A 24,221-nucleotide genomic window follows, 5' to 3' on the forward strand; every position below is an offset into this window, starting at 1 on the left:
TATGATGCGGTCAGCGAGAGCATGGCCGACCGCGCGTCAACCGGGTCCGCCGACCACCGAACGTGACCGATGAAAACTCCGTGCGTGTACATCACGGCGAGCGGGCCGCACGGCACCCTCTATATCGGCGTCACCGCCCATCTCACCGCGCGCGTGATTCAGCACCGCGAAGGATTGATCCCGGGTTTCACCAGCCGCTATCGCGTGAAGCGGCTCGTCTGGTTCGAGACGGCGGACACCATGGAAGCGGCGATCCGGCGCGAGAAGCAGATGAAGAAGTGGAAACGTGACTGGACGCTACGGCTGATCGACGCGACCAACCCGCATTGGCCGGACCGCGCGATCGATCTTGGCCTGGTACCGGCGACGAACGGAAGAGAGCAATGACCGACACCGACGAGCTCCAGACCCACCTGCTCGCCGCGATCGCCGCGGCCGCGGGGCTCGACGCGCTGGAGGCGGTGCGGGTCGAGGCGCTCGGCAAGCAGGGGCGCGTCACCGCTCTGCTCAAGACGCTGGGCGCGCTGTCGCCCGAGGAGCGCCAGGCGCGCGGCCCCGCGATCCACCGGCTGCGCGAGGCGGTCACCGCCGCGATCGCCGCGCGCAAGGCGGTGCTGGAGCAGGTCGCGCTCGACGCGCAGCTCGCCAGCGAGGCGCTCGACATGACGCTGCCGGTCGACCTGCCCGCGGGCGGCACGGTCCACCCGGTCAGCCAGGTGATGGACGAGCTGGCCGAGATCTTCGCCGATCTCGGCTTCGCGGTCGCCACCGGGCCCGAGATCGAGGACGATTGGCACAATTTCGGCGCGCTCAATATTCCGGACACGCACCCGGCACGCGCGATGCAGGACACCTTCTACGTCGCGCAGGCGGAAGGCGCCGCGGCCGCGCCGCTGGTGCTGCGCACGCATACCTCGCCGGTGCAGATCCGCACCATGGTCGAGGTCGCGCGCCGCCAGAACGGCGCCGGCGCGCCGATCCGCATCATCGCGCCCGGCCGCGTCTATCGCTCCGACTGGGACGCGACGCACACGCCGATGTTCCACCAGGTAGAGGGGCTGGTGATCGACAAGGGCATCACGCTGGGTCACCTGAAGTGGACGCTGGAGACCTTCCTCCGCGCCTTCTTCGAGCGCGACGACGTCGTGCTGCGGCTGCGCCCGAGCTATTTCCCGTTCACCGAGCCTTCGGCCGAGGTCGACGTCGGCTTCTCGGTCGAGAAGGGCAAGCGCGTCATCGGCGGTAGCGAGGGGTGGATGGAGGTGCTCGGCAGCGGCATGGTCCACCCGCGCGTGATCGCCAATTGCGGGCTCGACCCCGACGAGTGGCAGGGCTTCGCCTTCGGCTGCGGGATCGACCGGCTGGCGATGCTGAAATACGGCATCGACGACCTGCGCCCGATGTTCGAGGCCGACACGCGCTGGCTGCACCATTACGGCTTCGCCGCGCTCGACGTCCCGACCCTGTCGGGCGGCGTCGGCACCCCCGCCTGACCTTCCTTCAGCTTCGGACGAACCGATGAAATTCACGCTCTCCTGGCTCAAGGACCATCTCGACACGGGCGAGTCGCTCGATTCGATCGTCGCCGCACTCACCCGCGTCGGGCTCGAGGTGGAAGAGGTCGAGAACCCCGCCGCGCGGCTCGGCGGCTTCCGCGTCGCGCGCGTGCTCACCGCCGCGCCGCACCCGCAGGCGGACAAGCTCCAGGTGCTCACGGTCGAGGCCGGCCCCGAGGTCAACGGCGGCGCGCCGCTCCAGGTGGTGTGCGGCGCGCCCAACGCGCGCGCCGGGCTGGTCGGCGTGTTCGGCACCGCGGGCGCGACCGTCCCCGCCAACGGCATGGTGCTGCGCGTCGCCGCGATCCGCGGGGTCGAGTCGAACGGCATGATGTGCTCGTCGCGCGAGCTCGAGCTGGGCGACGACCATGACGGCATCATCGAGCTGGCCCCGGATGCGCCGGTCGGCGCCGCCTTCGCCGACTATGCCGGGCTCGACGACGCGGTGATCGACGTGTCGATCACGCCCAACCGCCCCGACTGCATGGGCGTGCGCGGCATCGCGCGCGACCTCGCCGCGGCGGGGCTCGGCACGCTCGTGCCGCTGACCGTGCCGGACGTGCCGGGCGAGGGCCCCGGCCCCGACGTGCGGATCGAGGATCCCGCGGGCTGCCCCGCTTTCTACGCGCAGGCGGTCACCGGTCTCGCCAACGGCGACTCGCCCGACTGGATGCGGCGCCGGCTGCGCGCGATCGGGCAGAAGCCGATCTCGACGCTGGTCGACATCACCAACTATCTCACCGTGGACCTCGGCCGCCCGCTGCACGTCTACGACCGCGCCCGCCTCTCCGGCGGCCTCGTCGCGCGCCAGGCCCGCGACGGCGAGAGCGTGGTGGCGCTCAACGGCCGCACCTACGCGCTCGCCGCTGGCATGACCGTGATCGCCGACGACGTCGCGGTGCACGATATCGGCGGCATCATGGGCGGCGCGCACTCGGGCGTCTCGGCGACGACCACGGACGTGATCATCGAGTGCGCCTATTTCGCGCCCGACGCGATCGCGCGCACCGGCCAGACGCTGGCGCTGACCAGCGACGCGCGCCAGCGCTTCGAGCGCGGCGTCGATCCGGCATTCCTCGACGACGGGCTCGCGATCGCCACCTTCCTCGTCCGGGAATATTGCGGCGGCACGGTGAGCGATGTCACGCGCGCGGGCACGCCGCCGGTGACGATGCCGAGCTACGCCTATGACCCGGCGCGCGCCGCGACGCTCGGCGGCCTCGACGTGCCGGCCGAGCGCCAGCGCGCGATCCTCGAGTCGCTCGGCTTCGCGGTCTCGCCCGAGTGGCAGGTCACCCCGCCGACCTGGCGCCCCGACGTCGACGGCACCGCCGACCTCGTCGAGGAGGTGATCCGGATCGAGGGGCTCGACCGCGTCGAGTCGGTCGCGCTGCCGCGCCTGTCCGGTGTCGCGCGGCCCACCGCCACCGCCGAGCAGAAGGTCGAGCGCCGCGTCCGCCGCGCCGCCGCGGCGCGCGGGCTCGACGAGGCGGTGACGTGGAGCTTCGTCGCGGAGCGCCACGCCGCGGTGTTCGGCGGGGGCGACTGGACGCTCGCCAACCCGATCAGCGAGGAGCTCAAGGTGATGCGGCCGTCGCTGCTCCCCGGGCTGCTCGCCGCGGCCGAGCGCAACCTGCGCCAGGGCAGCGACAATGTGCGGCTGTTCGAGCTGGGCCGGCGCTACCTGGCGAAGGACGGCGCCCCGCTTGAGCGCGTCACGCTCGGCATCGTGCTGGCGGGCGACCGCCGCCCGCGCGGCTGGCGCGAGGGCAAGGCCGCCGGCTTCGACGCGTATGACGCCAAGGCCGAGGCGCTCGCGCTGCTCGCCGCCGCCGGCGCGCCGGTCGACAACCTGCAGGTGATGGGCGAGGCGGGCGACGGCTTCCATCCCGGTCGCTCGGGGACGCTGCGGCTCGGCCCCAAGACGGTGCTGGCGGCGTTCGGCGCGGTCCACCCCGCGGTGCTGCGCGCCTTCGACCTGTCCGGCCCGGTCGCCGCGGTCGAGCTGTACCTCGACTCGCTGCCGGCGAAGCGCGGCACCGGCTTCATGCGCCCGGCCTATGCGCCGCCCGCGCTACAACCGGTGCGGCGCGACTTCGCCTTCCTCGCCCCCGCCGCGCTCGCCGCCGAGGCGCTGGCGCGCGCCGCCAAGGGCGCCGACAAGGCCGCGATCGTGCGCGCGCGCGTGTTCGACGTGTTCACCGGCACGGGCGTGCCCGAGGGGCAGAAGTCGGTCGCGCTGGAGGTGATGCTCCAGCCGGGCGAGAAGAGTTTCACCGACGCCGAGCTCAAGGCGATCGCCGACAAGGTGGTCGCCGCGGCGGGCAAATTGGGAGCGAGCTTACGTGGCTGAGTGGATCCGACTCTCGAACGGGGTGCTGGGCGCGGCGATCGACCCGCACGGCGCGCAGCTCTCCTCGCTGACCGACGCCGACGGGCGCGAGCTGATGACCGACGCCGACCCGCGCTTCTGGACCGGGCGCGCGCCGATCCTGTTCCCGGTGGTGGGCGCGCCCTCGGGCGAGACGATCCGCGTCGACGGCGTCGATTATCCGATGCGCAAGCACGGCATCGCGCGCCGCAGCGACTTCGCGGTGATCGAGGCGACACCCACCCGCGCGGTGTTCGCGCTGACCGACGACGCCGCGACGCGCGTGCACTACCCGTTCGCGTTCCGGCTCGAACTCGCCTTCGCGCTGGAGGATGCGACACTGGCGATCGAGGCGACCGTCGCCAACCCCGCCGACGTGCCGCTGCCGGCGAGCTTCGGCTTCCACCCCGCCTTCGCCTGGCCTTTGCCCTATGGCCAGGCGCGCGGCGTTCACCGCATCGTCTTCTCCGAGGACGAGCCCGCGCCGCTGCGCAGCATCGCCGCCGACGGCACGATCGCGGCGGCGACAGTGCCCTCCCCGCTCGACGGGCGCGTGCTGCGGCTCGACGACGCGCTGTTCGCGCATGACGCGCTGGTGTGGGACGCGGTGCGCTCGCAGTCGGTACGCTACGGCGCGGATGCCGGCCCGCAGCTGGAGATCGCTTTCCCGGACACGCCCAAGCTGGGGATCTGGACCAAGCCGGGCGCGGCGTTCGTGTGCGTCGAGCCGTGGCACGGCATCGCTGACCCAGAGGGCTACAGCGGCGAGTATCGCGACAAGCCGGGCGTGTTCCAGGTGGCGCCCGGCGGCGAGAAACGCATCACGATGAGCGTGACGCTAGTGGGGTGAGAGGGAGGGAATGGCGCCTGCGCCCTCCCACTCTATCATCCTGAACTTGTTTCAGGATCCACGGTGTCGCGCTCTTACCGGCGGCGGCTCCTGCCGCGCGGTGGATCCTGAAACGAGATCAGGATGACGCCGGGGAGAGGCGGCCGTGACAATCCTGCCGCCGGCGCCACTCAAGCGCTTCTCAAACCCAAGTCCTTCCGTGCTCCGGCGCACGCCGGAGCCCAGAGCCACGCGACGCAACGCTCGTCATCCTGGCCTCCTGCCTGCGCAGCAGCACAGGGAGGACGCCGGAACGCCTCAGCCGTCGTAGTCGGCGCCGAGGTTCTGGTTACGCGGCGGCGCGACCGCGGTGAGGCGCAGCGCCTCGGCCGAGGCGGCGAGGCTGCCGATCGCGTCGGCCTCCTCCTCGTCGTCGATCTGGACGCGCTGCAGGCTCTGCACCACCGACTCATGGAGCTCGTCGGGCTTGACCGTCTCCTCGGCGATCTCGCGCAGCGCGACCACCGGGTTCTTGTCGCGATCGCGGTCGATCGTCAGCTCGGCGCCGCCCGACACCTGCCGCGCGCGCTGGGCGGCGAGCAGGACGAGATCGAAGCGGTTCGGGATCTTGTCGACGCAATCCTCGACGGTGACGCGCGCCATCGCGTATCCTCTTGTCGTAAACTTCAGGGAAGGATGGGCATTTAGTCGAGCACCGGCCAGCCGTCAAGGAAGCCGCGCCCCGCGCCGGGGCAGTGGCGCGCTTGCCCGCCGCGGCGCGACCCGCCATCTGATAGCGATGGATGACGCTCCCGCCCAGCCGACGTTCACCGTGGACGGCAACCTCCTGACGCTGCTCGATACCGGCCCGCGCCGGTTGGAAGCGCTGATCGCGCTGATCGACGGCGCGCGCCGCTCGCTGCGCGTCCTCTATTACATCTACGCCGACGATGACTCGGGCCGCCGCGTCAACGCCGCGCTCGCGGCCGCGGCGCGGCGCGGGGTGCGCGTGGCCCTGGTGGTCGACGGCTTCGGCAGCGAGGGCGCGGACCCCGAGTTCTTCACGCCGCTGGAGCGCGCGGGCGTGTCGGTGTGTCGCTTCTCGCCGCGGCTGGGGCGACGCTACCTGCTGCGCAACCACCAGAAGCTCGCGCTCGCCGACGCGGAGACCGAAGGTGCGCGGATCATCATCGGCGGCTTCAACATCGAGGACGATTATTTCGGCACGCCGCGCGAGCAGGCGTGGCGCGACCTCGGCCTGCTCGTCGAAGGTCCCGCCGCGGCGCGGATGGCGGGTTATTTCGACGCGCTGGAGCAGGGCATCCACGGCCGCAGCCGGGTGCGCCGGCTCAACCGCGCGCTGGCGCGGTGGAGCGAGAGCGAGGGCAGGCTCCGCTGGCTGATCGGCGGGCCGACCCGCGAGCTGTCGCCCTGGGCGCGCGCGATCCGCGACGACATGCGGCGGGCGACGCGCATCGACGTGATCGCGGGTTATTTCACGCCGAGCCCGACGCTGCTGCGCGCGCTCGATCGCGCCGGCCGCCGCGCCGCCGCGGTCCGAGTGATCACCGCGTCCAAGTCGGACAATAACGTCACGATCGCGGCGGCGCGCTTCACCTACGCGGGCCTGCTGCGCCGCGGCGTCCGGATCTTCGAATATGCCGCCACCAAGCTCCACACCAAACTGTACGTGGTCGACGACGCCACCTGGATCGGCAGCGCCAACCTCGACATGCGCAGCCTGTTCATCAACCTCGAGCTGATGCTGCGGATCGACGACCCCGCCTTCGCCGCGCACGCGCGCGCCTATGTCGAGGGCGAGATCGCGCAGTCCAACGAGGTGACGCGCGAGGCCTATCGCGACGCGACCGGCTGGTGGCAGCGCGGCAAGCAGCTGGTCGCCTACGCGCTCACCGCGGTGGCGGACCCGGCGATCTCGCGCGGGCTCAACTGGGGAATAGACGAGGGCTAGAGTTCGATCCGCCCAGCGTGGATCGTGCTCCGCGGGACGCCGGAGCCGAAGCTCGGGCATCACGCTCTCCGCCCGAGGCCCCGCGTGGGCGAGGCACATCGTATGCGCTAGTCCGCTATGCCGCGCGGCGCGGCACCTCGCCCTTGAGGAAGCCGACGAAACGCTCGGTCGCGCCGTCCAGCGCGCGCGCGCTGGCGGCGAGCTCGCCGGCGCTGCCGCGCACCGTCTGCGACAATGAGGCGGTGGTGCGCACCGCGGCGGCGACCTCGTCGATGCGGCGCTCGATCAGCTCGGCACCGCTCGCCGTACGAGACGCGCCCGCCTCGATCCCGGCAGCGAGCTGGCGCTGGTCCGACACCGAGGCGGCGATCCCGCCCGCCGCGCTGGCGACCTGCGCCACCGCCGAGTCGGCGCGCGTCAGCGCCGCGGCGGCGTCACCCACGCCGGCGAAGATCGCGCCGAGCAGGGCGCTGATGCGATCGCTCGCACGCGTCGAATCGGCCGCGAGCGAGCGCACCTCGCCCGCGACCACGGCGAAGCCGCGCCCGGCCTCGCCCGCGCGCGCCGCCTCGATCGTCGCGTTGAGCGCGAGCAGGTTGGTCTTCTCGGCGATGTCGCGGATGTCGCCCACCAGCTGGCCGATGCGCTGGCCATGCTCCTCGAGCTCGCCGATGCGGCCGACGCCGCTGCCCGCCGCCGCCTGCGCCACCGCGGTGAGCGCGCTCTGCTGGTCGGCCGAGTCGGCGATCGCGCGGATCGAGCCGCCCAGGTCGCGGATCGAGTCGGCGACGTGGCGGATCTGCGTGGTCGCCTCGACCGCCTCGCTCGCCACCGCCGCGGCCTGCACCCCGGCACCCGCGGCGAGATCGTCGAGCGCGATCGAGGAGCGCTCGAGCTGGGCCGCGGCGGCGCCGATCGCGCGCACCACCTGCGCGACCGAGCCCTCGAACGCCTCGGCGACGGTGAGCAGCTCGTCGCGGCGCCGCGCCGCCGCGTCCTGCTCGACGCCGCGCAGCCGCGCGCGCTCGGCGGCGGCGGCGTCCTCGGCGGCGCGCGCCTGGCGCAGCGCCTCGGTGGCGACGGCGCGCGCCTGCTCGGCGGCGGTGCGCGCCTCGTCCGCCTCGGCGACCAGCGCGCGGCTGCGCTCGAGCGAGAGCCGCTGGCGCTCGAGCAGCCGCTCGAGCGCGCCCGTCACCAGCCACAGCACGCCCGCCTGCATCACCACGGCCAGCGCGTGGACCAGCACGCGGCCGAGCCGCCCCTCGCCCGCGAACACCCAGGCCGGCGCGAACCACTCGAGCAGCAGGTGGTGAAGCGCGATCAGCCCCGCGGCGAAGACGATCGGCCGCCAGTCGCACAGCACCACCAGCGCGGCGAGTGCGACGAAGAAGAACATATGCCCGTCCATCTGCCAGGGATGGCCCTCGAGCACATAGACCAGCAGCGCGGGCGCGGTGGCGGCAAGCGTGCCGGCAATGGTGCGCGCCTGCGCGTCGGTGCGGCCCTTGATGGCGAGCCACGTCGGCGCCGCGGTGAGCGCGATCCCCGCGCCGAGCAGGAGCGGATCGACGCCGCCGGTGAGCATCAGCTGGATCACGGTCACCGCCGCGAGCGCGACCCAGCCCAGCGCGACGATCAGCCGCATGCCGAGAAGACGCATCTGCGCCAGCGTCAACGTATCGAGCGCGCGCCAGCCGGTCACGGTCATGCCCGCTCTCCGACATCGTCGCCGCACAGGGGAGAGGGCGCGGCGAGCAGCAGCGCGTCGCCGAGGCGGAGGCGCGCCGTGATCCGGTCGCGCGTGCCGCGCACCACCAGGCTCCGTCCCGGTCCGCGCCCGACCAGCCGCGCGTCGGCAGCGAGCGCGGCCGAGGCGAGCGCCCCGGGCGCGGCCACGATCGGCACCAGCAGCATCGTTCCTTCCGCCGGCGGCCGCAGCGCCAGCACCAGCAACAGCATTGCGAAGAGCGCGGCGTGGAGCAGCAGCGGGAATGACGCACGGCGGGTCATGCAGACCGTCTAGACGAGGCTCCTTAACACGCCCTTTCTTCGCCTAGATCAAGTCCCACCCGCCGCCGCCGCGCGCCGGAGCCCCCGCCTCCGCCCGTAGGCCAGGTAGAACAGCGACCCCACCGCGTTCCACAGCAGGAAGCGCGTGATCGTCGCGCTCGGCAGGCTCCACAGCAGGTAGAGGCAGCCGAGGATGGCGAGCGATCCCACGACATAGGGCAACGGGCATCGGAACAGCCGCGGCGCGTCGGGCGCGGTGCGGCGCAGCACCATCAGGCACGCGCCCGCCGCGATGAAGGCGAGCAATGTCCCCGCGTTGGCCAGCTCGGCGATCTCGTCGAGCCGGAACAGCCCCGCCACCACCGCGATCGCGACCCCGGTCAGCAGCGTGATGCGTGTCGGCGCGCCGCTGCGCGCGCTCACCGTGGCGAGCCCGCGCGGCAGCAGCCCGTCGCGCGCCATCACGAAGAAGATGCGGCTCTGCCCGTACATCATCACCAGGATCACCGAGGGCAGCGCGATCACCGCGGCGAGCGCGATCAGATGGCCGGCGAGCGGCTGGCCGAGCGAGCGCAGCACCAGCGCGAGCGGCTCGGGCGAGTTGGCCAGGCGGGTGAAGGGCAGCGCACCGATCGCCGCCACCGCCACCGCCATGTAGATCGCGGTGCACACCAGCATCGAGCCGACGATGCCGATCGTCAGGTCACGCCCGGGCCGCTTCGCCTCCTCGGCCGAGGTCGCCACCGCGTCGAAGCCGTAGAAAGCGAAGAAGACGATCGCCGCCGCCGCCATCACGCCGCGCTTGTGCCCGCCGCTCTCCGCCGCGGCGAAGCCGTAGGGCATGAACGGGTGGAGGTTGGCCGGATCGAACGCGGGCAGCGCGAAGACGATGAACACCGCCAGCGCGGCGAGCTTGACCACGACGAGGACGATGTTGAGCGTCGCGCTCTCGCGCGTACCAGCGACCAGCATACCCATGACGGCGAGCGCCACCGCCACAGCGGGCAGGTTGACGAGGCCGCCACCGTGCGGTCCGGCGAGCAGCGCGGTCGGCAGCGTCACCCCGGCGGACTGGATCCAGCCGACGAGATAGCCCGACCAGCCCACCGCCACGGTCGAGCAGGCGAGCGAATATTCGAGGATCAGGCTCCAGCCGACGACCCAGGCGGCGGTCTCGCCCAGGGCGGCGTAGCTGAAGGTATAGGCGCCGCCCGCGGCGGGTATCATCGTCGCCAGCTCGGCATAGGCCAGCGCGGCGCAGGCGCAGACCGCGCCGGCGATCGCGAAGGCGAGGATCACCGCGGGGCCGGCGCGCTCGGCGCCGACGCCGGTGAGCGTGTAGATGCCGGTGCCGACGATCGCGCCGACGCCGAGCGCGATCAGGTGCGGCCAGGAGAGCGTCTTGGCGAGCGCGCGGCCCTCTTCATGCCGGGTCACGTCGGCGAGTGACTTGCGCTGGCCCAGCATGATCGTGTCTCCTAAGCAGGTGGATGCGGTGAGTGATCGCTCCGCGCGATCGGCCCGGACCCGGTCGAGCCCCTCGCCCCACTCATGCTCTCCCGCGCACGCGGGAGCCCAGCCGGCGCGGACGTCGCCCGTCGTTGCTCTGCTCTGCCCTGGAGCCCCGCGTTCGCGGAGAAACACCCCGATGGGGTTCGGCCGCTGCTCAGCGGCCGCCGACGAGGCGGACGAGCGAGGTTCGGACGAGGTCCGGCATGACGCGAGAGGGGCGCGCCAGCCTCGCTCACGTCACCTGGAAGCCGGACCAGAACGGATCGTCGCGGTCGATCCAGATGGTGTTGAAGCCGGTCGCGACCGCCGATCCCTCGATCGAGGGGATGATCGCGGGCACGTCGCCCAGCGTCGTCGCCGCCTCGACCCGGCCGATGAAGCGGCTGCCGATATAGCTCTCGTGGACGAAGCGGTCGCCGACCCTCAGGTCGCCGCGATCGGCCAGATGCGCGAGCCGCGCCGAGGTGCCGGTGCCGCACGGCGAGCGGTCGATCGCCTTGTCGCCGTAGAAGACCGCGTTGCGGCCGTCGGCGTCGTTGCCGCGCGCGCGGTCCGCCCAGAGCACGTGGCTCACCCCGCGGATCGTCGGGTCGAGCGGGTGCACCGGCTCGACCTTCTCGCGCACCGCGGTGCGCACCAGCCGCGAGGCCGCGATCAGCCGGTCCGCCCCCATCGCGTCGAGCCCCGCATAGCCCCCCTGTGGCTCCACGATCGCGTAGTAATTGCCGCCATAAGCGACGTCGACGCTGAGCCGGCCGAGATCGGCGACGTCGACCTCCACGCCGCGCGCCGCGACATAGCTGGGCACGTTGGTGATACGGACCGAGGTCACCTTCTCGCCCGCGATCGCGTAGGCGATGTCGATCACGCCCGCGGGCACCTCGACCTTGAGCCGCCCCGGCGTCGCCGGCTGGATCAGCCCGTGCTCCAGCCCGAAGGTGATCATCCCGATCGTGCCGTGGCCGCACATGGGCAGGCAGCCGCTCGTCTCGATGAACAGGATGCCGACGTCGGCATCGGCGGTGGTGGGCGGGTAGAGGAAGCCGCCCGACATCATGTCGTGGCCGCGCGGCTCGAAGCAGAGCCCGGTGCGGATCCAGTCGTAGCGGGCGAGGAAATCCTGCCGGCGCTCGGACATGGAGGCGCCGCGCAGCAGCGGCGCGCCCCCCGCGACGAGCCGCACCGGGTTGCCCGCGGTGTGGCCGTCGATGCAGAAGAAGGTGTGGCGCATGCCGCCTCGGCTATCAGGCCGCGGCGGGCAGCGACAGCGTGGGGCGCGTCGCCGCGGCGCGCTCGACCATCGCGATCACCTCCGCGCGGCGCTCGCCGGTGAGCACGTAGCGCGGCGGCAGCACGCGCTCCGAGCCGCGCCCCATCACCTGCTCGGCGAGCTTGATCGACTGGACGAGGTCGTGCTCGGCGTCGAGGTGGAGCAGCGGCATGAACCAGCGGTAGATCTCGAGCGCCTTGGCGTGATCGCCGCGCTCGAACGCCGCGACCAGCTCGACCGACTCCTTCGGGAAGGCGTTGGTCAGGCCCGAGACCCAGCCCTGCGCGCCGAGGTACAGCCCCTCCAGCGCGACGTCGTCCAGGCCGGCGAACAGCACGTAGCGGTCGCCGAGATCGTTGCGGAAGTCGGTGAAGCGCCGCGTGTCGGGCGCCGATTCCTTCACCGCGACGATGTTCTCCACCGGCACCAGCTGCTCGAGCACGTAGCGGTCGATCACGGTGCGATAGGCCGGCGGGTTGTTGTACAGCATGATCGGCAGCGCGGTGCGCTCCGCCACGCCGCGGAAGTGCGCCACCAGCTCGTCGGGCTTGGGCACATAGACCATCGGCGGCAGCAGCATCAGCCCGTCCGCCCCGGCCTTCTCCGCCGCCTGGGCGTAGCGGACCGCGCGGCGGGTGTCATACTCGGAGACGCCGGTGATCACCGGCACGCGCCCCTTCACCACCTCGACGATGGCGGAGAGCACCGTGACCTTCTCGTCATAGTCGAGCGAGTTGTTCTCGCCCACGGTGCCCAGCGCGATGATCCCGGTGACGCCGTCGCGGATCAGCTCGTCGACGACGCGCTGCGTGTCCGACAGGTCGAGCGTGAGATCCTCGCGCACCTGGGTCGTCACCGCCGGGAACACGCCCTTCCAACCGATCGCCATTGCCGACACTAGCCTCTCAATTTTCTCAGACACAGATCGTATACTAAGCAGATCGCGTGAGCGCAACCTGTCCGACTATTCCTCGTCGGGGTATGGGCCGCGGCCGCCGTCGCGGATCAGCTGGTCGACGCGGCGGTCGATCTCGCTCACGGGCACCGAGCCGAGCGCCAGCACCGCGTCGTGGAAAGCCTTCACGTTGAACTTGGGGCCGAGCGCCTGCTCGGCGCGGGCGCGGGCGCGCTGGATCGCGAGCTGGCCGGTGTAATAGCTCAGCGCCTGCCCCGGCCAGGCGATGTAGCGGTCGACCTCGGTGGTGACCTCGTGGTCGGACAGCGCGGTGTTGTCGCGCAGATAGGCCTGCGCGCGCTCGCGGCTCCAGCCCATCGCGTGGATGCCGGTGTCCACGACCAGCCGCGACGCGCGCCACGCCTGATAGCTCAGCATGCCGAAGAGGTCATAGGGCGTCTCGTACATCCCCATCTCCTCGCCCAATGTCTCGCAGTAGAGCGCCCAGCCCTCGCCGTAGACGGAAAGGTAGGTGTCGCGGCGGAACGGCGGCAGGTCCTTGTTCTCGGCGGCGAGCGGCATCTGGAAGGCGTGGCCGGGCGCGCTCTCGTGCAGCGTCAGCGCGGGCATGGCGTAGAGCGAGCGCGCGGGCAGGTCGTAGGTATTGACCAGATACACGCCCGGCCCGCCGCGTCCCGCGGTGTAGAAGGGCGCGACGTCGGCGGGCACCGGTTTGATCGCGAAGCGGCTGCGCGGCAGCCGGCCGAAATACTGCGCCGCCTTGCCGTCGAAGGTCTTGGCGATCCACGCCGCGCGATCGAGCAGCTGCTGCGGCGTGGTGGCGTAGAAACGCGGGTCGGTGCGCAGGAAGGTGAGGAAGGCGGGCAGGTCGCCCTGGAACTTCACCTGCGCCATCACCTGCAGCATCCGCGCGCGGATCTTGGCGACCTCGGCGAGGCCGATCGCGTGGACCTGTTCGGGGGTCTGCGCCAGCGTCGTATATTCCGCGATCTTCGACTGATAATAGGCCTTGCCGTCGGGCAGGTCATAGGCGGCCAGCGCGGTGCGCGCCCCCGGGATATAGTCCTCGCGCAGGAAGGCGAGCAGCCGGCGGTGCGCGGGCAGCACCGAGTCGCGGATCGCCGCCTCGCCGGCGCGGCGCAGCTCGGCCTGGGTCGCGGCCGGGATCTGCCGCGGCATCGTCGCGAAGGGCGCGTAGAAGGGATTGTCCGCGATCGACCTCGCCTCGACGACCTGCGCGACGCCGATGTCGCGCCCCGCCAGCGTCACCCTGGGCGGGGTGAAGCCGCGCCGGAGCCCGGCGCGCATGTTGGCGATCTGCTGGTCGAAATAGCGCGGCAGCTCGCTGAGCATCGACAGATAGGCGCGATACTCCTTCTCGTTCGCGAGCGGGTCGCGCGCCGAGGCGGCGACGTCGCCCCAGAAGCTGGTGTCGGCGGTGAGCGGCTTCTCATAGTCGCGGAAGCGCTGCTCGTTGAGAAGTGCGTCGATCTGCTGGCGGTAGACCGCGTCATTGACCTGCTCGGCGGGCGAGAGATCGGTGGGGCGGATCGCGCGCAGCCGCGTCGCGGTCTCCTCCCAGCGCCTGAGCCGCGCCGCCTGCGCCGCCGGCCCGACGTCGGGCAGGTGCGCGCGCGCCTCGCGGCGGCTGTCCTCGTCGGCGGCCATCTGCTGCTGCCGCCAGCCATATTCGTCGGTATAGAGCCGGCGCAGCGTCGCGTCGGCACTCCCCACCCGCGGCGCCGCGGTCACCGGCGCCGCCACCATCATCGTCGCGCCCAGCAGCGCCGCCAGTATCTGCCTCACTCAACCTCCCCGATCGCGATGATGTCGGCGTAGAGTGCGGCCGGCACCAGCACACCCTCTTTCTCGCTCCGCGCGCGCGCCGCGTAGCGCCGCGCCGACGGGAGCCGCGCGCCCTGGCCCTCGATCGCCGCGAACAGCGCCTCGGCGCGCGCGAGATGCTCGGCCGCGGCGGCACCGAGGAAGCCCGCGGGATCGAGCGCGACGATCAGCTCGCCCCCGCGCGGCGAGGCGCCGCGTCCGGCGTCGGCGGCGAGCGACTCGGCGCTGGTCATCTCGCCGATCAGCGGGCCGGCGAGCAGCTCCACCATCGCCGCCAGCGCGGATCCCTTGTGCCCGCCGAAGGTGCGCATCGCCCCGCCCAGCACCGCCGCGGCATCGGTGCTGGGCCGCCCCTCCGCGTCATAGCCCCAGTCGTCGGGGATGGCGCGGCCGGCGCGGCGGTGCAGCTCGATCTCGCCCCGCGCCACCGCGCTGGTGGCGAAGTCGAAGACGAAGGGAGGCGCGCCGGGGCGCGGCCAGCCGAAGGCGATCGGGTTGGTGCCGAACACCGGCCGCGTCCCGCCCGCGGGCGCGACCCAGGCGTGGCTCGGCGTCATCGCCAGCGCGACCAGCCCCGCCTCGGCCAGCGCCTCGACCTCGGGCCAGAGCGCGGCGAAGTGGACGACGTCGGTCAGCGCCAGCGCGGCGATGCCGCCCGCGCGTGCCTTGGCCTCGAGCAGCGGGCGGCCCGCGGCGAAGGCGAGCTGCGCGAAGCCGCCGCCGCCGTCGACCCGCACCAAGGCGGCGGCGGGCTCGCTCACGCGCGGCACCGCGTCGCGCGCGACCGCGCCGCTGCGCAGGCTGTGCGCGGCGACGAGGAGGCGGTAGACGCCGTGACTGGCGCAGCCGTCGCGCTCGCCCGCGACCATCGTCTCGGCCACCGCCTCGGCGTGCGCGGGCGCGAGCCCGACCCTGCGGAGCGTCGCCCGCGCCAGCGCGCGCACCTCGTCGAGCGTCAGCCGGACGGCGTCGCTCACGCCGCGGTTCCCGCGCGCGCGGTGTAGAGGCGGACGCCGAACACCGGCCCGGCGCTGCTGCGGTCGTGCGGCAGGAACTTGACGCGGACGCTGCTCTTGCCCGCGGTCAGCCCCGGCGGCAGCGGATAGTCGCGCTCGATGAAGGCGCCGGGCTGGTCGTTGTCGAGGTGCTGCGTGGCGACCCTGACGTTGTCGACCAGGATGTCGAAGTCGCGCGCGCGCTCGCCGCCCCAGTAGCTCGCCTGGAGCACTAGCGGGCCGGGCCGCACCTTCATCGTGAACTCGATATAGCCGCCCGAGCGCGCGTCGCGCCCCTGCCGGCCGCGATAGGTGACGGGATAGCTCAGCTCGCTCGCCAGCTGGTGGTCGCGCTCGGGCTGCATCTCGCCGAGGAACATGACGTCGACCGAGCGCGCCGCCAGGTCGCGCAGCCGCGTCTGCTCGGCGGTGTAGGCGGCCTCGGCCTCGGCCCAGCCCGCGTCGGTGAAGCGCTTGAAATAGACCGCGCTGCGCCGCCGATACTGGCGGTAGAAGGGGACGAAGTCGGTGTCGCCGGGCCGCACCACCCCGCGCGTGGCGTAACGCGCCGCGGCGGCGTCGCGCAGGCCGAAGCCGGCGAGCACGTCGGCGCCGACCAGGGCGGGATCGGCGCCGTCCCACGTGCCCTCGGCGGGGCCGAGGTCGGCGGCGAGCACCATCGGTCCGCGCAGCACCGCGATCATATCGGGATCGCCCGGCGCGCTCTCGGTGCGCAACGCGAGCGGCAGCGTCAGCGCGACCGTGTCGCCCGCTCTCCAGCGGCGCTCGACGATGGCGTAGCCGCGCGCGCGCGTCGGCGTGACCGCGGCGCCGTTGACGGTCACGCGCACGCCCTCGCCCGCCCAGCCGGGCACGCGCAGCGCGACGGGGAAGGTGCCGCCGCGCAGCTCGGTGAAGCGCAGCGCCGCCTCGCCCTCGTACGGGTAACGCGTCGCGAGGGTCACCGTCGCGCGCCGCGTCGCCCAGCGCGCCTCCGCGGGGATGTAGAGGTTGACGTAGAAGGTGCCGTCGTCGCCCTCCCAGAAGATCGACTCGCCGTGCTTGGCGTGGCTCTCCATCCCCGAGCCGACGCAGCACCAGAACACGTCGTCCCTGGTGGTGGAATAGTCGCGCGCCGCGCCGCTCAGCAGCGGCGTCATGTAGGTGAAGCCGCCGGTGGCCGGGTCCTGCGCGCTCATCACGTGGTTGAGGTGCGCGCGCTCGTAGAAGTCGAACAGCGCGCCGTCGGGCTGCCACGACCAGAGATGTCGCGCCAGCTTGAGCATGTTGTAGGTGTTGCAATGCTCGCAGGTCTGCTCGGTGACGTGCTGCGCGACCGCGTCGGGCTGGAAGAAATATTCGCGGTCGGCGTTGCCGCCGATGGCGTAGCTGTGGTGCCGCGTGACCCGCTCGAAGAAGAAGCGCGCCGCCGCGGCCTTGGCGGGATCACCGCCGCTCACCTCGTGGATCCGCGCGAGACCGACCAGCTTGGGCACCTGCGTGTTGGCGTGGAGGTTGGCGAGCTTGTCCTCGCCCGCGGCGAGCGGGTCGAGCACGCGATGATCGTAGAACAGCCGCGCCATGCGCAGCCAGCGCTGGTCGCCGGTGCGTGCGTACAGCTCGGCGTAGCTGTCGTTCATCCCGCCATATTCGCAGCCGAGCACCTCCTCCAGCCGCGCGGCGTCGAGCGCGGTGAAGACGCGCTCGACATAGCCGGCGAGCCCGGTGGCGACGCGCAGCGCCTGCGGGTTACCCCAGGCGGCATGGACGTCGAGCAAGCCGGCGAAGAGCTTGTGGACGGTGTACATCGGCGACCAGGAGCCGTTGAGGTCGAACCCGCCCGACCGGATCTCGCCGCGCACGATCTCGGGGAAGATCTCCTCGCCGTCGACGATCGTGCCGTCCTTCCGCTTGCGCCCGAGCGCGCCGACATAGCCGGTGCCGCGCCTGGTCTGCACCGTCGCCAGCTCGTCGACGATATAATCGGCGCGGCGGCGCAGCTCGGGGTCGCCGGTCTGCTGCCAGGCGAGCGCCAGCGCGCTGAGATAATGGCCGAGCGTGTGGCCCGCGATCGTGTCGCTCTCCCAGCCGCCGTAGATCTCCCCCTTGGCGGGGAGGCCGGCATAGGTGCGGAAATTGTGCAGCAGCCGGTCGGGCTCGAGCCGGTGGAGATAGGCGCGGTTGATCTCCACGGCGGTGCGATAGTCGGACGGGGCGAGCCGCACGTCGGCGAGCGGCAGCGGGCGCGCGCGGACGACGCGCTGCGCCGGCGTGGCGGCGCGCGCCGTGGCGGGCAGGAGCGCGAGCGGCGCCAGCGTCGCGGCGCCCGCCATCAGGTCGCGACGGGTCGTGCTCGGCATGGTCTCTCCTGGTGCGTGATGACGGTGACGTGAGGGGAGTGTGTCACGGCGCGACGGCAGGCGCAATAGAATCGTATACGAACGACGATGGTGTTCGTGCTGCTCCCTATCACGCTGCCTCTGAGATCCTCCCCGCTCGCGGGGAGGGGGACCGCGCACGAAGGGCGTGGTGGAGGGGGCTCTCCACTTGGCGCAGCGCTTGTGGAAGCCCCCCTCCACCAGCCGTCGGCTGGTTCCCCTCCCCGCCATGCGGGGAGGATCCATTTCACCTGCCGCCCTGCCCTTATGCCTTTGCCCTCAGTGCACCCGCTCGCTCTCGCCGCGCAGCGCGGCGCCGATCAGCGTGAAGAAGGCCCGGCTGCCCGCGCTCGAGTCGACGTCCCACTCCGGGTGCCATTGCACCGCCAGCACCTCCGCGCCGCAGCCCGGCGCCGCGACCGCCTCGATCACGCCGTCGTCGCTCGACCGCGCCTCGACCCGCAGGCCCCCGCCGAGCCGGTCGATCGCCTGCTCGTGGACCGAGTGGACCGTCAGCTGCCGCTCCCCCGTCGCGCGCGCCAGCCGGCCCTCGGGCGCGAGGCGGACGTCGTGGCGCAGCGTGAACAGCTCGGCATAGTCGCGCTGCGCCCAGCTGCCGCCGCGCAGGTGACGGCCGCAGCACGGGTCGGCCGAGAGCGAGCCGCCGAACAGCACGTTGATCTCCTGCAACCCGCGGCAGATACCGAACACCGGCTTGCCCGCGACGATCATCGCGTCCGCCAGCGACAGCGCCACCTCGTCGCGCTCCGGATCGAGCGCCTCGGGTGGCAGGTCGAGTGTGCCGCCGTAGCGCGCGGGCGCGACGTGCGAGCGCGAGCCCGTCAGCAGCAGCCCGTCGAGCGGCGCGGCGAGCGCGGCCGCGTCATTGGCGCCGGTCAGCGCCGGCACCAGCAATACGGTCGCGCCGGACACCGCGGCGAGCGGGCGGACGAAGCGGCTCGCCACCGCCTGCACGGGGCGATGCGCCACCTCGTTGCAGCACAACACCCCGATCAGCGGTCGCCGCGACGCCATGCTCAGTCTCCCGCCAGTCCGTCGCGCCAGCGCTCGCCGTCCGCTGGCGCGAGCACGCGCGCGACCGGCTGCGCGACGATCCGCCCGGGCGGTACGTCCTCGAGCAGCCAGACATTGCCGCCGACCATCGCGCCGCGCCCGATCGTCACGCGCCCCAGGATCGTCGCGCCGGCGTAGATCACCACGTCGTCCTCGACGATCGGGTGGCGCGCATAGCGCTCGCGCGGGTGGTCCGAGGCGTCCGCCAGCGGGGTGCGCGCGCCGAGCGTGACATGCTGGTAGAGCCGCACGCGCTCGCCGATGACCGCGGTCTCGCCGATCACCACACCGGTGCCGTGGTCGACGAAGAAATGCGCGCCGATCGTCGCGCCGGGGTGGATGTCGACCCCGGTGCGCTCGTTGGCGATCTCGGAGATCAGCCGCGCGGTGATCGGCGCGCCGAGCTGGTAGAGCGGGTGCGCGATGCGGTGGTGCAGGCTGGCGATCGCGCCGGGGTAGCAGACCAGGATCTCGTCCGCGCTGCGCGCCGCTGGGTCGCCGAGAAAGGCGGCGGCGACGTCGCTGTCGATCAGGCGGCGCACCTCGCCGAGCGTGGCGAGAAACAGCCGCACGATCGTCGCGGGCTGCTCGGGATCGAACGCGCCGGTGCGCGCCTCGGCCTGCCAATAGGCCAGCTCGGCGCCGATCTCGCGCTCCAGCTCGGTCGCGGCGGCGAGCAGCTTGGCGGCGACGAAGCCGTCCTCATCGCCCGCGGCGCCGCGATACTGGCCGAGCCGGCGCGGGAAGAGCGCGGCGGCGAGCGTCTCGACCACGCGCTCCAGCGCAGCGCGCGAGGGGAAGGAGCGCGCTTCCTCCGATGGATGGCCGACGCGCCAGGCCTCGCGCGCGGCCCGCAGCGCGAGCACCGCCGCGGCGATCGCCGAGCCCTCGCCATTCGCCGCACCGTCGCTCATCGCACGCCCCTCACCAGCCCGATCGAGCCGCGAGTCATACTCTACTAGCCGAGTAGGTGATCCAAGCTTTTCTTGCGCGGCGAGGAGGTTCGCGCGCCGCATCGGTCAGGCGCGCTGCAACGCGCGGGCGCGGCGGCGCTGCACCGAGCTGCCGATCCCCATCGCCTCGCGATATTTCGCGACCGTCCGCCGCGCGATCCCGAAGCCCTTGGCGTTGAGCAACTCCACCAGCGTGTCGTCGGACAGGATCGTCTCGCCCTCGCCCGCGATCAGCGCGCGGATCGCGCTCTTCACCGCCTCGGCGGAGACCGCGTCGCCACCGTCCGCAGCGGCGATCGCCGAGGTGAAGAAATACTTCAGCTCGAACAGCCCGCGCGCGCAGCTCAGGTATTTGTTGCTGGTGACTCGGCTGACGGTCGATTCGTGCAGCTCGATCGCGTCCGCCACCTGACGCAGCGTCAGCGGGCGCAGGTGCGCGACGCCGTGAAGGAAGAAGGCCTCCTGCTGGCGCACGATCTCGGTGGCGACGCGGATGATGGTGCGCTGGCGCTGGTCGAGCGCCTTGACCAGCCAGTTGGCGCTGGCGAGCTTCTCGGCGAGCCAGGTCTTGCCCGCGCGATCCTGCGCGCCGCCCGCCAGTTCGCTGTAATAGCTCTTGTTGACCAGCACGCGCGGCAGCGTCGCGGCGTTGAGCTCGATCGCCCAGCCGCCGCGCGCGCGGGTCACGGTGAGGTCGGGGATCACCGGCGCGGGCGGGTCGCCGCCGTAGCGGAAGCCCGGCTTGGGGTCATAGCCGCGCAGCTCGCGGATCATGTCCGCCATGTCCTCGTCGTCGGCGCGGCAGAGCTTCTTCAGCCGCGCCAGCTCGCCGCGCGCGAGCAGGTCGAGGTGGTCGAGCAGCCGCGCCATCATCGGGTCGTAGCGGTCGGCGTCGCGCGCCTGGATCACGAGACACTCGGCGAGATCGCGCGCGCCCACCCCGGTCGGCTCGAACTTCTGGACCTCGGCGAGCACCGCCTCGACCTGCGCGAGCGGCACGCCGAGCCGCTGCGCGACGTCGTGCAGGTCGGCGCGGAGATAGCCGGCCTCGTCGATCTGGTCGATCAGCGCGCGCGCGACGAAGAGATCGGTCGCGTCGAAGCGCGCGCCGGCCTGCGCGAGCAGCACGTCGGCGAGGCTCTCGCTGGTGTCGGCGAACGAGTCGAAGTCGATCGCCTCACCGCTGCCGCTGCCGCTGCCCGGGCCGAGGTCGCCGATCCGTTCGGCGGCCGACTCGCTCGGGCCGTCGTCGAACCGCTCGGCGGCGATGTCGACGTCGAGCGACTCGCCCGCCCCCTCCCCCGCCATCACCAATTCGTCGGCACCCGCGGGTTCGTCGCGCGGTGCGTCGGCGGTCTCGGGTGGCGCGGAGACGCTATCGTCGACGGGCGCACTCGACTCGAGCAGCGGGTTGCGCTCGATCTCCTCGGCGATCACGCCCTCGATCTCGAGGTTGCTCAGCGCCAGCAGCTTGATCGCCTGCTGGAGCTGCGGCGTCATCACCAGCGACTGCGACTGGCGCAGGTCGAGGCGGGGGGCGAGGCTCACGGGATGACGGGTCCGCGGCGCGCCGGCCTCACAGCGTGAAGCTCTCGCCCAGGTAGAGGCGGCGCACGTTCTCGTCGCGTACCAGCTCCTCGGGGCTGCCGGTGAACAGCACCTTGCCGTCGTAGATGATGTAGCCACGATCGACGATGTCGAGCGTCTCGCGCACGTTGTGATCGGTGATCAACACGCCGATGCCGCGCTCCTTGAGCTGGCACACCAGCCCGCGGATGTCGGCGATCGAGATCGGGTCGATGCCAGCGAACGGCTCGTCGAGCAGCATGATCGAGGGGTCGGCCGCGAGCGCGCGCGCGATCTCGGCGCGGCGGCGCTCGCCGCCCGAGAGCGCCATCGCGGGCGCGTCACGCAGCCGGGTGAGCCCGAAATCGGCGAGCAGCCGCTCCAGCTTCTCGGCGCGCGCCGCGGCGTCGGGCTCGGACAGTTCGAGCACGGTGAGGATGTTCTTCTCGATCGTCAGACCGCGGAAGATCGAGGTCTCCTGCGGCAGATAGCCGAGGCCGAGGATGGCGCGACGGTACATCGGCAGGCCGGTGATGTCGTCGCCGTCGAGCATGATCCGGCCCGAGTCGGGCTTCACCAGCCCCATCACCGAATAGAAGCAAGTGGTCTTGCCCGCGCCGTTGGGGCCGAGCAGCCCGATCACCTCGCCGCGCCCGACCGACACCGACACGTCGGTGAGCACCACGCGCTTGTCATAGCTCTTGGCGATCGAGACGACCTGGAGCCCGCTCTGTACCGGCGCCTCGTGGATCGGCGCGACCTGGTCGAGCGACTCGCGGTCGCGCTGGGTGGTGACGCTGTCCATCGCCGTCGGGCCTCGCATAACAGGGTTACCGGAGCGCTAACGGGGCACCGGTTGGCAGGGAACGTGCATGCCCGATCGGCGCCGCCGTTTGAAGGGGGGACGTGACGGGCGGTGCGCGGGCGGGGGTGAAGGGCGACCTTCGATCCTCCCCTGGAAGGGGGGTGGCGCGCGCAGCGCGACGGCGGGGTATCGCCGGTGGTGAGTCCAGCGACGATCGCCGGCCGGGTTACCCCTCCGTCGGCGCTGCGCGCTGCCACCTCCCCCTCCCAGGGGGAGGATCACTTGCCTCAATTCCTTTTGGGTACCGAGAACGTCCCCGTCACGCGCCCGCTCGGCGCCTGCGTCACGTTGCCCGCGCTACCGCCGCCGCCCGCCACCGCCGAGCCGTCGATCACCGCGCGCCCGGTGTCGAGATTGATCGTCAGCCGTCCGCCGCTGACGGTGTTGCCCGCCTGGGTCAGCCGCACCCCGCCCAGCATCGTGATGACGCGGCGGTTGAGGTCGTACACCGCATAGGTGCTGCGCGCGGTCTGGTCGGGCCGGGTCACCGTCACCCCGCCCGCGGCGTCGAGCCGTGACACCTGCGGGTTCCCGTTCTCGACCTGCCCGGTATAGGCGACCGTCATCCGCGCCGCGTCGAGCGTCATCTCGGCCTGGCGCACCTTGACGTTGCCCGCCAGCACGGCGCGGTTGGCGCGGTCCTGCAGCTCGATATGGTCGGCGCCGAAGTCGATCGGCGCGGCGCTGTTATGGCGCGTCTGCGCGGCCGCGCCGCCGGCGATCAGCAGCGCCAGCAGCGGGACTCGGCAGGCGACCGGGGCGAAGGGGCGCAACATCCAGCGCTCTTTCTATTTTCTCGGGTCGATCCGCAAGCGCGCATTGCCGTCGAGCGTGACGGTGCGTGCCTCCAGGTCGGCGCGCATGCTGTCGCCGCTGAACGTGCCCTGCCGGACCGTACCGGTGACCGCCGCGGTGGAGCGCAGCCGGCGAGTCTTGAGGTCGACCACCGCGTCGGTGGTGTCGAGCGCGTAATTGTTCGGCCCGCGCACCTTGATCGGGCCCGCGACGTTCACCTGCTCGCTGTCCATGTCGTAGCGGCCGGTCGGCGCGGTCATCTCGGCCGGGCCGTCCGACAAACGGATCGCGGCGGCGAGGTCGCGGATGTTCACCACCGGTTCGGCCGAGCTCTTCTGCAGCGCCGAGCCCGCGGTGAGCGCGAAGGGCTGGCCCTTGGCATCGGTGCCGCGATAGCGCGCGCGCTGGATCTTGAGCCGCTCGCGCGCGACCTCGACCTTGTTCTTGTCGAGCACGAAGGAGGCGTCGCCGCCCATCGTCAGCGGCGCCATCACCAGAAAGGCGAAGAGCACGCCGATCGAGAGCGGCAGCAGGCGGTTGGCGGAGGCGATCAGGCGATCGTGGCGCCCGCCGGGCTGCGCCCAGCGCTGGCGCTCCGAGCGCGTCCGGATCGCCACCTCAGACATGCGCGAAGATGTCCACCTCGGGCCAGCCGGCGAGATCGAGCTCGGCGCGGGCGGGGAGGAAGTCGAAGCAGGCCTGCGCCAGCGCGGTGCGCCCCTCGCGCGCCAGCCGCCGGTCGAGCTCGTCGCGCAGCCGGTGGAGGAAGCGCACGTCGGAGGCGGCGTAGTCGCGCTGCGCCTCGCTCAATTCGGGGCCGCCCCAGTCGGACGACTGCTGCTGCTTGGAGATGTCCTGCCCGAGCAGCTCGCGCACCAGCTCCTTCAACCCGTGCCGGTCGGTGTAGGTGCGCACCAGTCGCGACGCGGTCTTGGTGCAATAGACCGGCGCCGCCACGACGCCGAGATAGTGGCGGAGCGCGGCGATGTCGAAACGCGCGAAATGATACAGCTTCACCCGAGCGGGATCGGCGAGCACGGCGCGCAGCACCGGCGCGGCATAGTCACTGCCCGGGTTGAAGCGGACGAGATGCTCGTCGCCGGTGCCGTCGGACAATTGCACCAGGCAGAGCCGGTCGCGCGGGGTGATCAGCCCCATCGTCTCGGTGTCGACCGCGATCGCGGCACCCGGGGCGAACACGTCGCCGGGCAGATCTTCCTCATGAAAATGAACAGCCATGCCGGAGGCTGTAGCGGGGTGGCGGCGTGGGCTCAACGCGTTCGTTGGGTTGCGTCTGCGACAGACGGTGTTCCT

General features: G+C 72.2%; 21 protein-coding genes. 5 read left to right on the forward strand and 16 right to left on the reverse strand.

The annotated features are described in order from the left end of the window. Positions 1-84: 84 nt before the first annotated feature. Genes K7957_RS08840 through K7957_RS08855 form a run of 4 tightly spaced genes read left to right on the forward strand, consistent with a single transcriptional unit; the run spans position 85 to position 4,777 of the window. Positions 85-387 carry a GIY-YIG nuclease family protein gene (locus K7957_RS08840; protein WP_425517184.1) on the forward strand — a complete coding sequence of 101 codons (303 nt, stop codon included), beginning with the start codon at positions 85-87 and terminating at the stop codon, positions 385-387. Then, positions 384-1,493, forward strand: a complete 1,110-nt coding sequence (pheS, locus tag K7957_RS08845) for a phenylalanine--tRNA ligase subunit alpha (RefSeq protein ID WP_223011591.1) — start codon at positions 384-386, stop codon at positions 1,491-1,493. The genes K7957_RS08840 and pheS overlap by 4 nt, the downstream gene beginning before the upstream one ends. Positions 1,494-1,518: 25 nt before the next feature. Further along, positions 1,519-3,909 carry a phenylalanine--tRNA ligase subunit beta gene (pheT, locus tag K7957_RS08850; RefSeq protein WP_223011592.1) on the forward strand — a complete coding sequence of 797 codons (2,391 nt, stop codon included), beginning with the start codon at positions 1,519-1,521 and terminating at the stop codon, positions 3,907-3,909. Then, positions 3,902-4,777: an aldose 1-epimerase family protein gene (locus K7957_RS08855; RefSeq protein ID WP_223011593.1), complete on the forward strand. Its 876-nt coding sequence runs from the start codon at positions 3,902-3,904 to the stop codon at positions 4,775-4,777. Before pheT ends, K7957_RS08855 begins: the two co-directional genes overlap by 8 nt. Before the next feature lie 297 nt (positions 4,778-5,074). On the opposite strand, the gene rpoZ is transcribed toward K7957_RS08855, so the two are convergent. Then, on the reverse strand, positions 5,075-5,419 hold the full coding sequence (gene rpoZ / locus K7957_RS08860) for a DNA-directed RNA polymerase subunit omega (RefSeq protein WP_183922344.1): 345 nt from the start codon (positions 5,417-5,419) through the stop codon (positions 5,075-5,077). 136 nt (positions 5,420-5,555) lie between these two features. Between rpoZ and K7957_RS08865 the strand changes: the two genes are divergently transcribed. Continuing rightward, entirely contained in the window at positions 5,556-6,728 is a 1,173-nt protein-coding gene (locus tag K7957_RS08865) for a phospholipase D-like domain-containing protein (RefSeq protein ID WP_223011594.1), read from the forward strand. Positions 6,729-6,843: 115 nt separating this feature from the next. Here K7957_RS08865 and K7957_RS08870 read toward each other — a convergent pair whose 3' ends face one another. The 15 genes from K7957_RS08870 to K7957_RS08940 form a co-directional block, all read right to left on the reverse strand. Then, entirely contained in the window at positions 6,844-8,436 is a 1,593-nt protein-coding gene (locus K7957_RS08870; RefSeq protein ID WP_246616846.1) for a methyl-accepting chemotaxis protein, read from the reverse strand. Next, the gene (locus K7957_RS08875) at positions 8,433-8,738 is read right to left on the reverse strand and encodes a hypothetical protein (RefSeq protein WP_246616847.1); all 306 of its coding nucleotides are present in this window, start codon (positions 8,736-8,738) and stop codon (positions 8,433-8,435) included. The genes K7957_RS08870 and K7957_RS08875 overlap by 4 nt, the downstream gene beginning before the upstream one ends. A gap of 48 nt (positions 8,739-8,786) precedes the next feature. Further along, complete coding sequence (locus tag K7957_RS08880) at positions 8,787-10,205, reverse strand: amino acid permease (RefSeq protein WP_223011595.1); 1,419 nt, start codon at positions 10,203-10,205, stop codon at positions 8,787-8,789. A gap of 277 nt (positions 10,206-10,482) precedes the next feature. Beyond that, positions 10,483-11,481, reverse strand: coding sequence for a 4-hydroxyproline epimerase (locus K7957_RS08885; protein WP_223011596.1), 999 nt, complete (start codon positions 11,479-11,481; stop codon positions 10,483-10,485). 13 nt (positions 11,482-11,494) lie between these two features. Beyond that, positions 11,495-12,409, reverse strand: coding sequence for a dihydrodipicolinate synthase family protein (locus K7957_RS08890; RefSeq protein ID WP_223011597.1), 915 nt, complete (start codon positions 12,407-12,409; stop codon positions 11,495-11,497). 75 nt (positions 12,410-12,484) lie between these two features. Then, entirely contained in the window at positions 12,485-14,206 is a 1,722-nt protein-coding gene (locus tag K7957_RS08895) for a DUF885 domain-containing protein (protein WP_223011803.1), read from the reverse strand. Between the two features lie 32 nt (positions 14,207-14,238). Then, a complete protein-coding gene (locus K7957_RS08900; RefSeq protein WP_223011598.1) occupies positions 14,239-15,258 on the reverse strand; it encodes an Ldh family oxidoreductase in 1,020 nt (339 codons plus the stop codon). Continuing rightward, a complete protein-coding gene (locus tag K7957_RS08905; RefSeq protein ID WP_246616848.1) occupies positions 15,255-17,636 on the reverse strand; it encodes a glycoside hydrolase family 127 protein in 2,382 nt (793 codons plus the stop codon). Before K7957_RS08905 ends, K7957_RS08900 begins: the two co-directional genes overlap by 4 nt. A gap of 297 nt (positions 17,637-17,933) precedes the next feature. Further along, positions 17,934-18,689 carry a gamma-glutamyl-gamma-aminobutyrate hydrolase family protein gene (locus tag K7957_RS08910; RefSeq protein ID WP_223011599.1) on the reverse strand — a complete coding sequence of 252 codons (756 nt, stop codon included), beginning with the start codon at positions 18,687-18,689 and terminating at the stop codon, positions 17,934-17,936. Between the two features lie 2 nt (positions 18,690-18,691). Next, positions 18,692-19,642 carry a serine O-acetyltransferase EpsC gene (epsC, locus tag K7957_RS08915; RefSeq protein ID WP_223011600.1) on the reverse strand — a complete coding sequence of 317 codons (951 nt, stop codon included), beginning with the start codon at positions 19,640-19,642 and terminating at the stop codon, positions 18,692-18,694. A 105-nt stretch (positions 19,643-19,747) separates the two neighbouring features. Beyond that, positions 19,748-21,229 (reverse strand): RNA polymerase factor sigma-54, encoded by a 1,482-nt coding sequence (gene rpoN / locus K7957_RS08920; RefSeq protein WP_223011601.1) that lies wholly within the window; start codon positions 21,227-21,229, stop codon positions 19,748-19,750. Positions 21,230-21,257: 28 nt separating this feature from the next. After that, on the reverse strand, positions 21,258-22,052 hold the full coding sequence (lptB, locus tag K7957_RS08925; protein WP_223011602.1) for an LPS export ABC transporter ATP-binding protein: 795 nt from the start codon (positions 22,050-22,052) through the stop codon (positions 21,258-21,260). 287 nt (positions 22,053-22,339) lie between these two features. Further along, positions 22,340-22,888, reverse strand: a complete 549-nt coding sequence (locus tag K7957_RS08930; RefSeq protein WP_223011603.1) for an LptA/OstA family protein — start codon at positions 22,886-22,888, stop codon at positions 22,340-22,342. Positions 22,889-22,900: 12 nt separating this feature from the next. Then, complete coding sequence (gene lptC / locus K7957_RS08935) at positions 22,901-23,533, reverse strand: LPS export ABC transporter periplasmic protein LptC (protein WP_223011604.1); 633 nt, start codon at positions 23,531-23,533, stop codon at positions 22,901-22,903. Then, positions 23,526-24,146, reverse strand: coding sequence for a ribonuclease D (locus K7957_RS08940; RefSeq protein WP_223011605.1), 621 nt, complete (start codon positions 24,144-24,146; stop codon positions 23,526-23,528). The genes lptC and K7957_RS08940 overlap by 8 nt, the downstream gene beginning before the upstream one ends. Between the last annotated feature and the right edge of the window lie 75 nt (positions 24,147-24,221).

Source organism: Sphingomonas yunnanensis (assembly GCF_019898765.1).
Lineage (GTDB): Bacteria > Pseudomonadota > Alphaproteobacteria > Sphingomonadales > Sphingomonadaceae > Sphingomonas > Sphingomonas yunnanensis.

Coding starts and splice junctions, on each gene's coding strand:
- pheT (WP_223011592.1), top strand. CDS start 1,519: ATGAAATTCACGCTCTCCTGGCTCAAGGACCATCTCGACACGGGCGAG.
- K7957_RS08875 (WP_246616847.1), bottom strand. CDS start 8,738: ATGACCCGCCGTGCGTCATTCCCGCTGCTGCTCCACGCCGCGCTCTTC.
- epsC (WP_223011600.1), bottom strand. CDS start 19,642: ATGAGCGACGGTGCGGCGAATGGCGAGGGCTCGGCGATCGCCGCGGCG.
- lptB (WP_223011602.1), bottom strand. CDS start 22,052: ATGGACAGCGTCACCACCCAGCGCGACCGCGAGTCGCTCGACCAGGTC.
- K7957_RS08865 (WP_223011594.1), top strand. CDS start 5,556: ATGGATGACGCTCCCGCCCAGCCGACGTTCACCGTGGACGGCAACCTC.
- K7957_RS08905 (WP_246616848.1), bottom strand. CDS start 17,636: ATGCCGAGCACGACCCGTCGCGACCTGATGGCGGGCGCCGCGACGCTG.
- K7957_RS08930 (WP_223011603.1), bottom strand. CDS start 22,888: ATGTTGCGCCCCTTCGCCCCGGTCGCCTGCCGAGTCCCGCTGCTGGCG.
- lptC (WP_223011604.1), bottom strand. CDS start 23,533: ATGTCTGAGGTGGCGATCCGGACGCGCTCGGAGCGCCAGCGCTGGGCG.
- K7957_RS08940 (WP_223011605.1), bottom strand. CDS start 24,146: ATGGCTGTTCATTTTCATGAGGAAGATCTGCCCGGCGACGTGTTCGCC.
- pheS (WP_223011591.1), top strand. CDS start 384: ATGACCGACACCGACGAGCTCCAGACCCACCTGCTCGCCGCGATCGCC.
- K7957_RS08910 (WP_223011599.1), bottom strand. CDS start 18,689: ATGGCGTCGCGGCGACCGCTGATCGGGGTGTTGTGCTGCAACGAGGTG.
- K7957_RS08895 (WP_223011803.1), bottom strand. CDS start 14,206: ATGATGGTGGCGGCGCCGGTGACCGCGGCGCCGCGGGTGGGGAGTGCC.
- K7957_RS08870 (WP_246616846.1), bottom strand. CDS start 8,436: ATGACCGTGACCGGCTGGCGCGCGCTCGATACGTTGACGCTGGCGCAG.
- K7957_RS08890 (WP_223011597.1), bottom strand. CDS start 12,409: ATGGCGATCGGTTGGAAGGGCGTGTTCCCGGCGGTGACGACCCAGGTG.
- rpoZ (WP_183922344.1), bottom strand. CDS start 5,419: ATGGCGCGCGTCACCGTCGAGGATTGCGTCGACAAGATCCCGAACCGC.
- K7957_RS08885 (WP_223011596.1), bottom strand. CDS start 11,481: ATGCGCCACACCTTCTTCTGCATCGACGGCCACACCGCGGGCAACCCG.
- K7957_RS08880 (WP_223011595.1), bottom strand. CDS start 10,205: ATGCTGGGCCAGCGCAAGTCACTCGCCGACGTGACCCGGCATGAAGAG.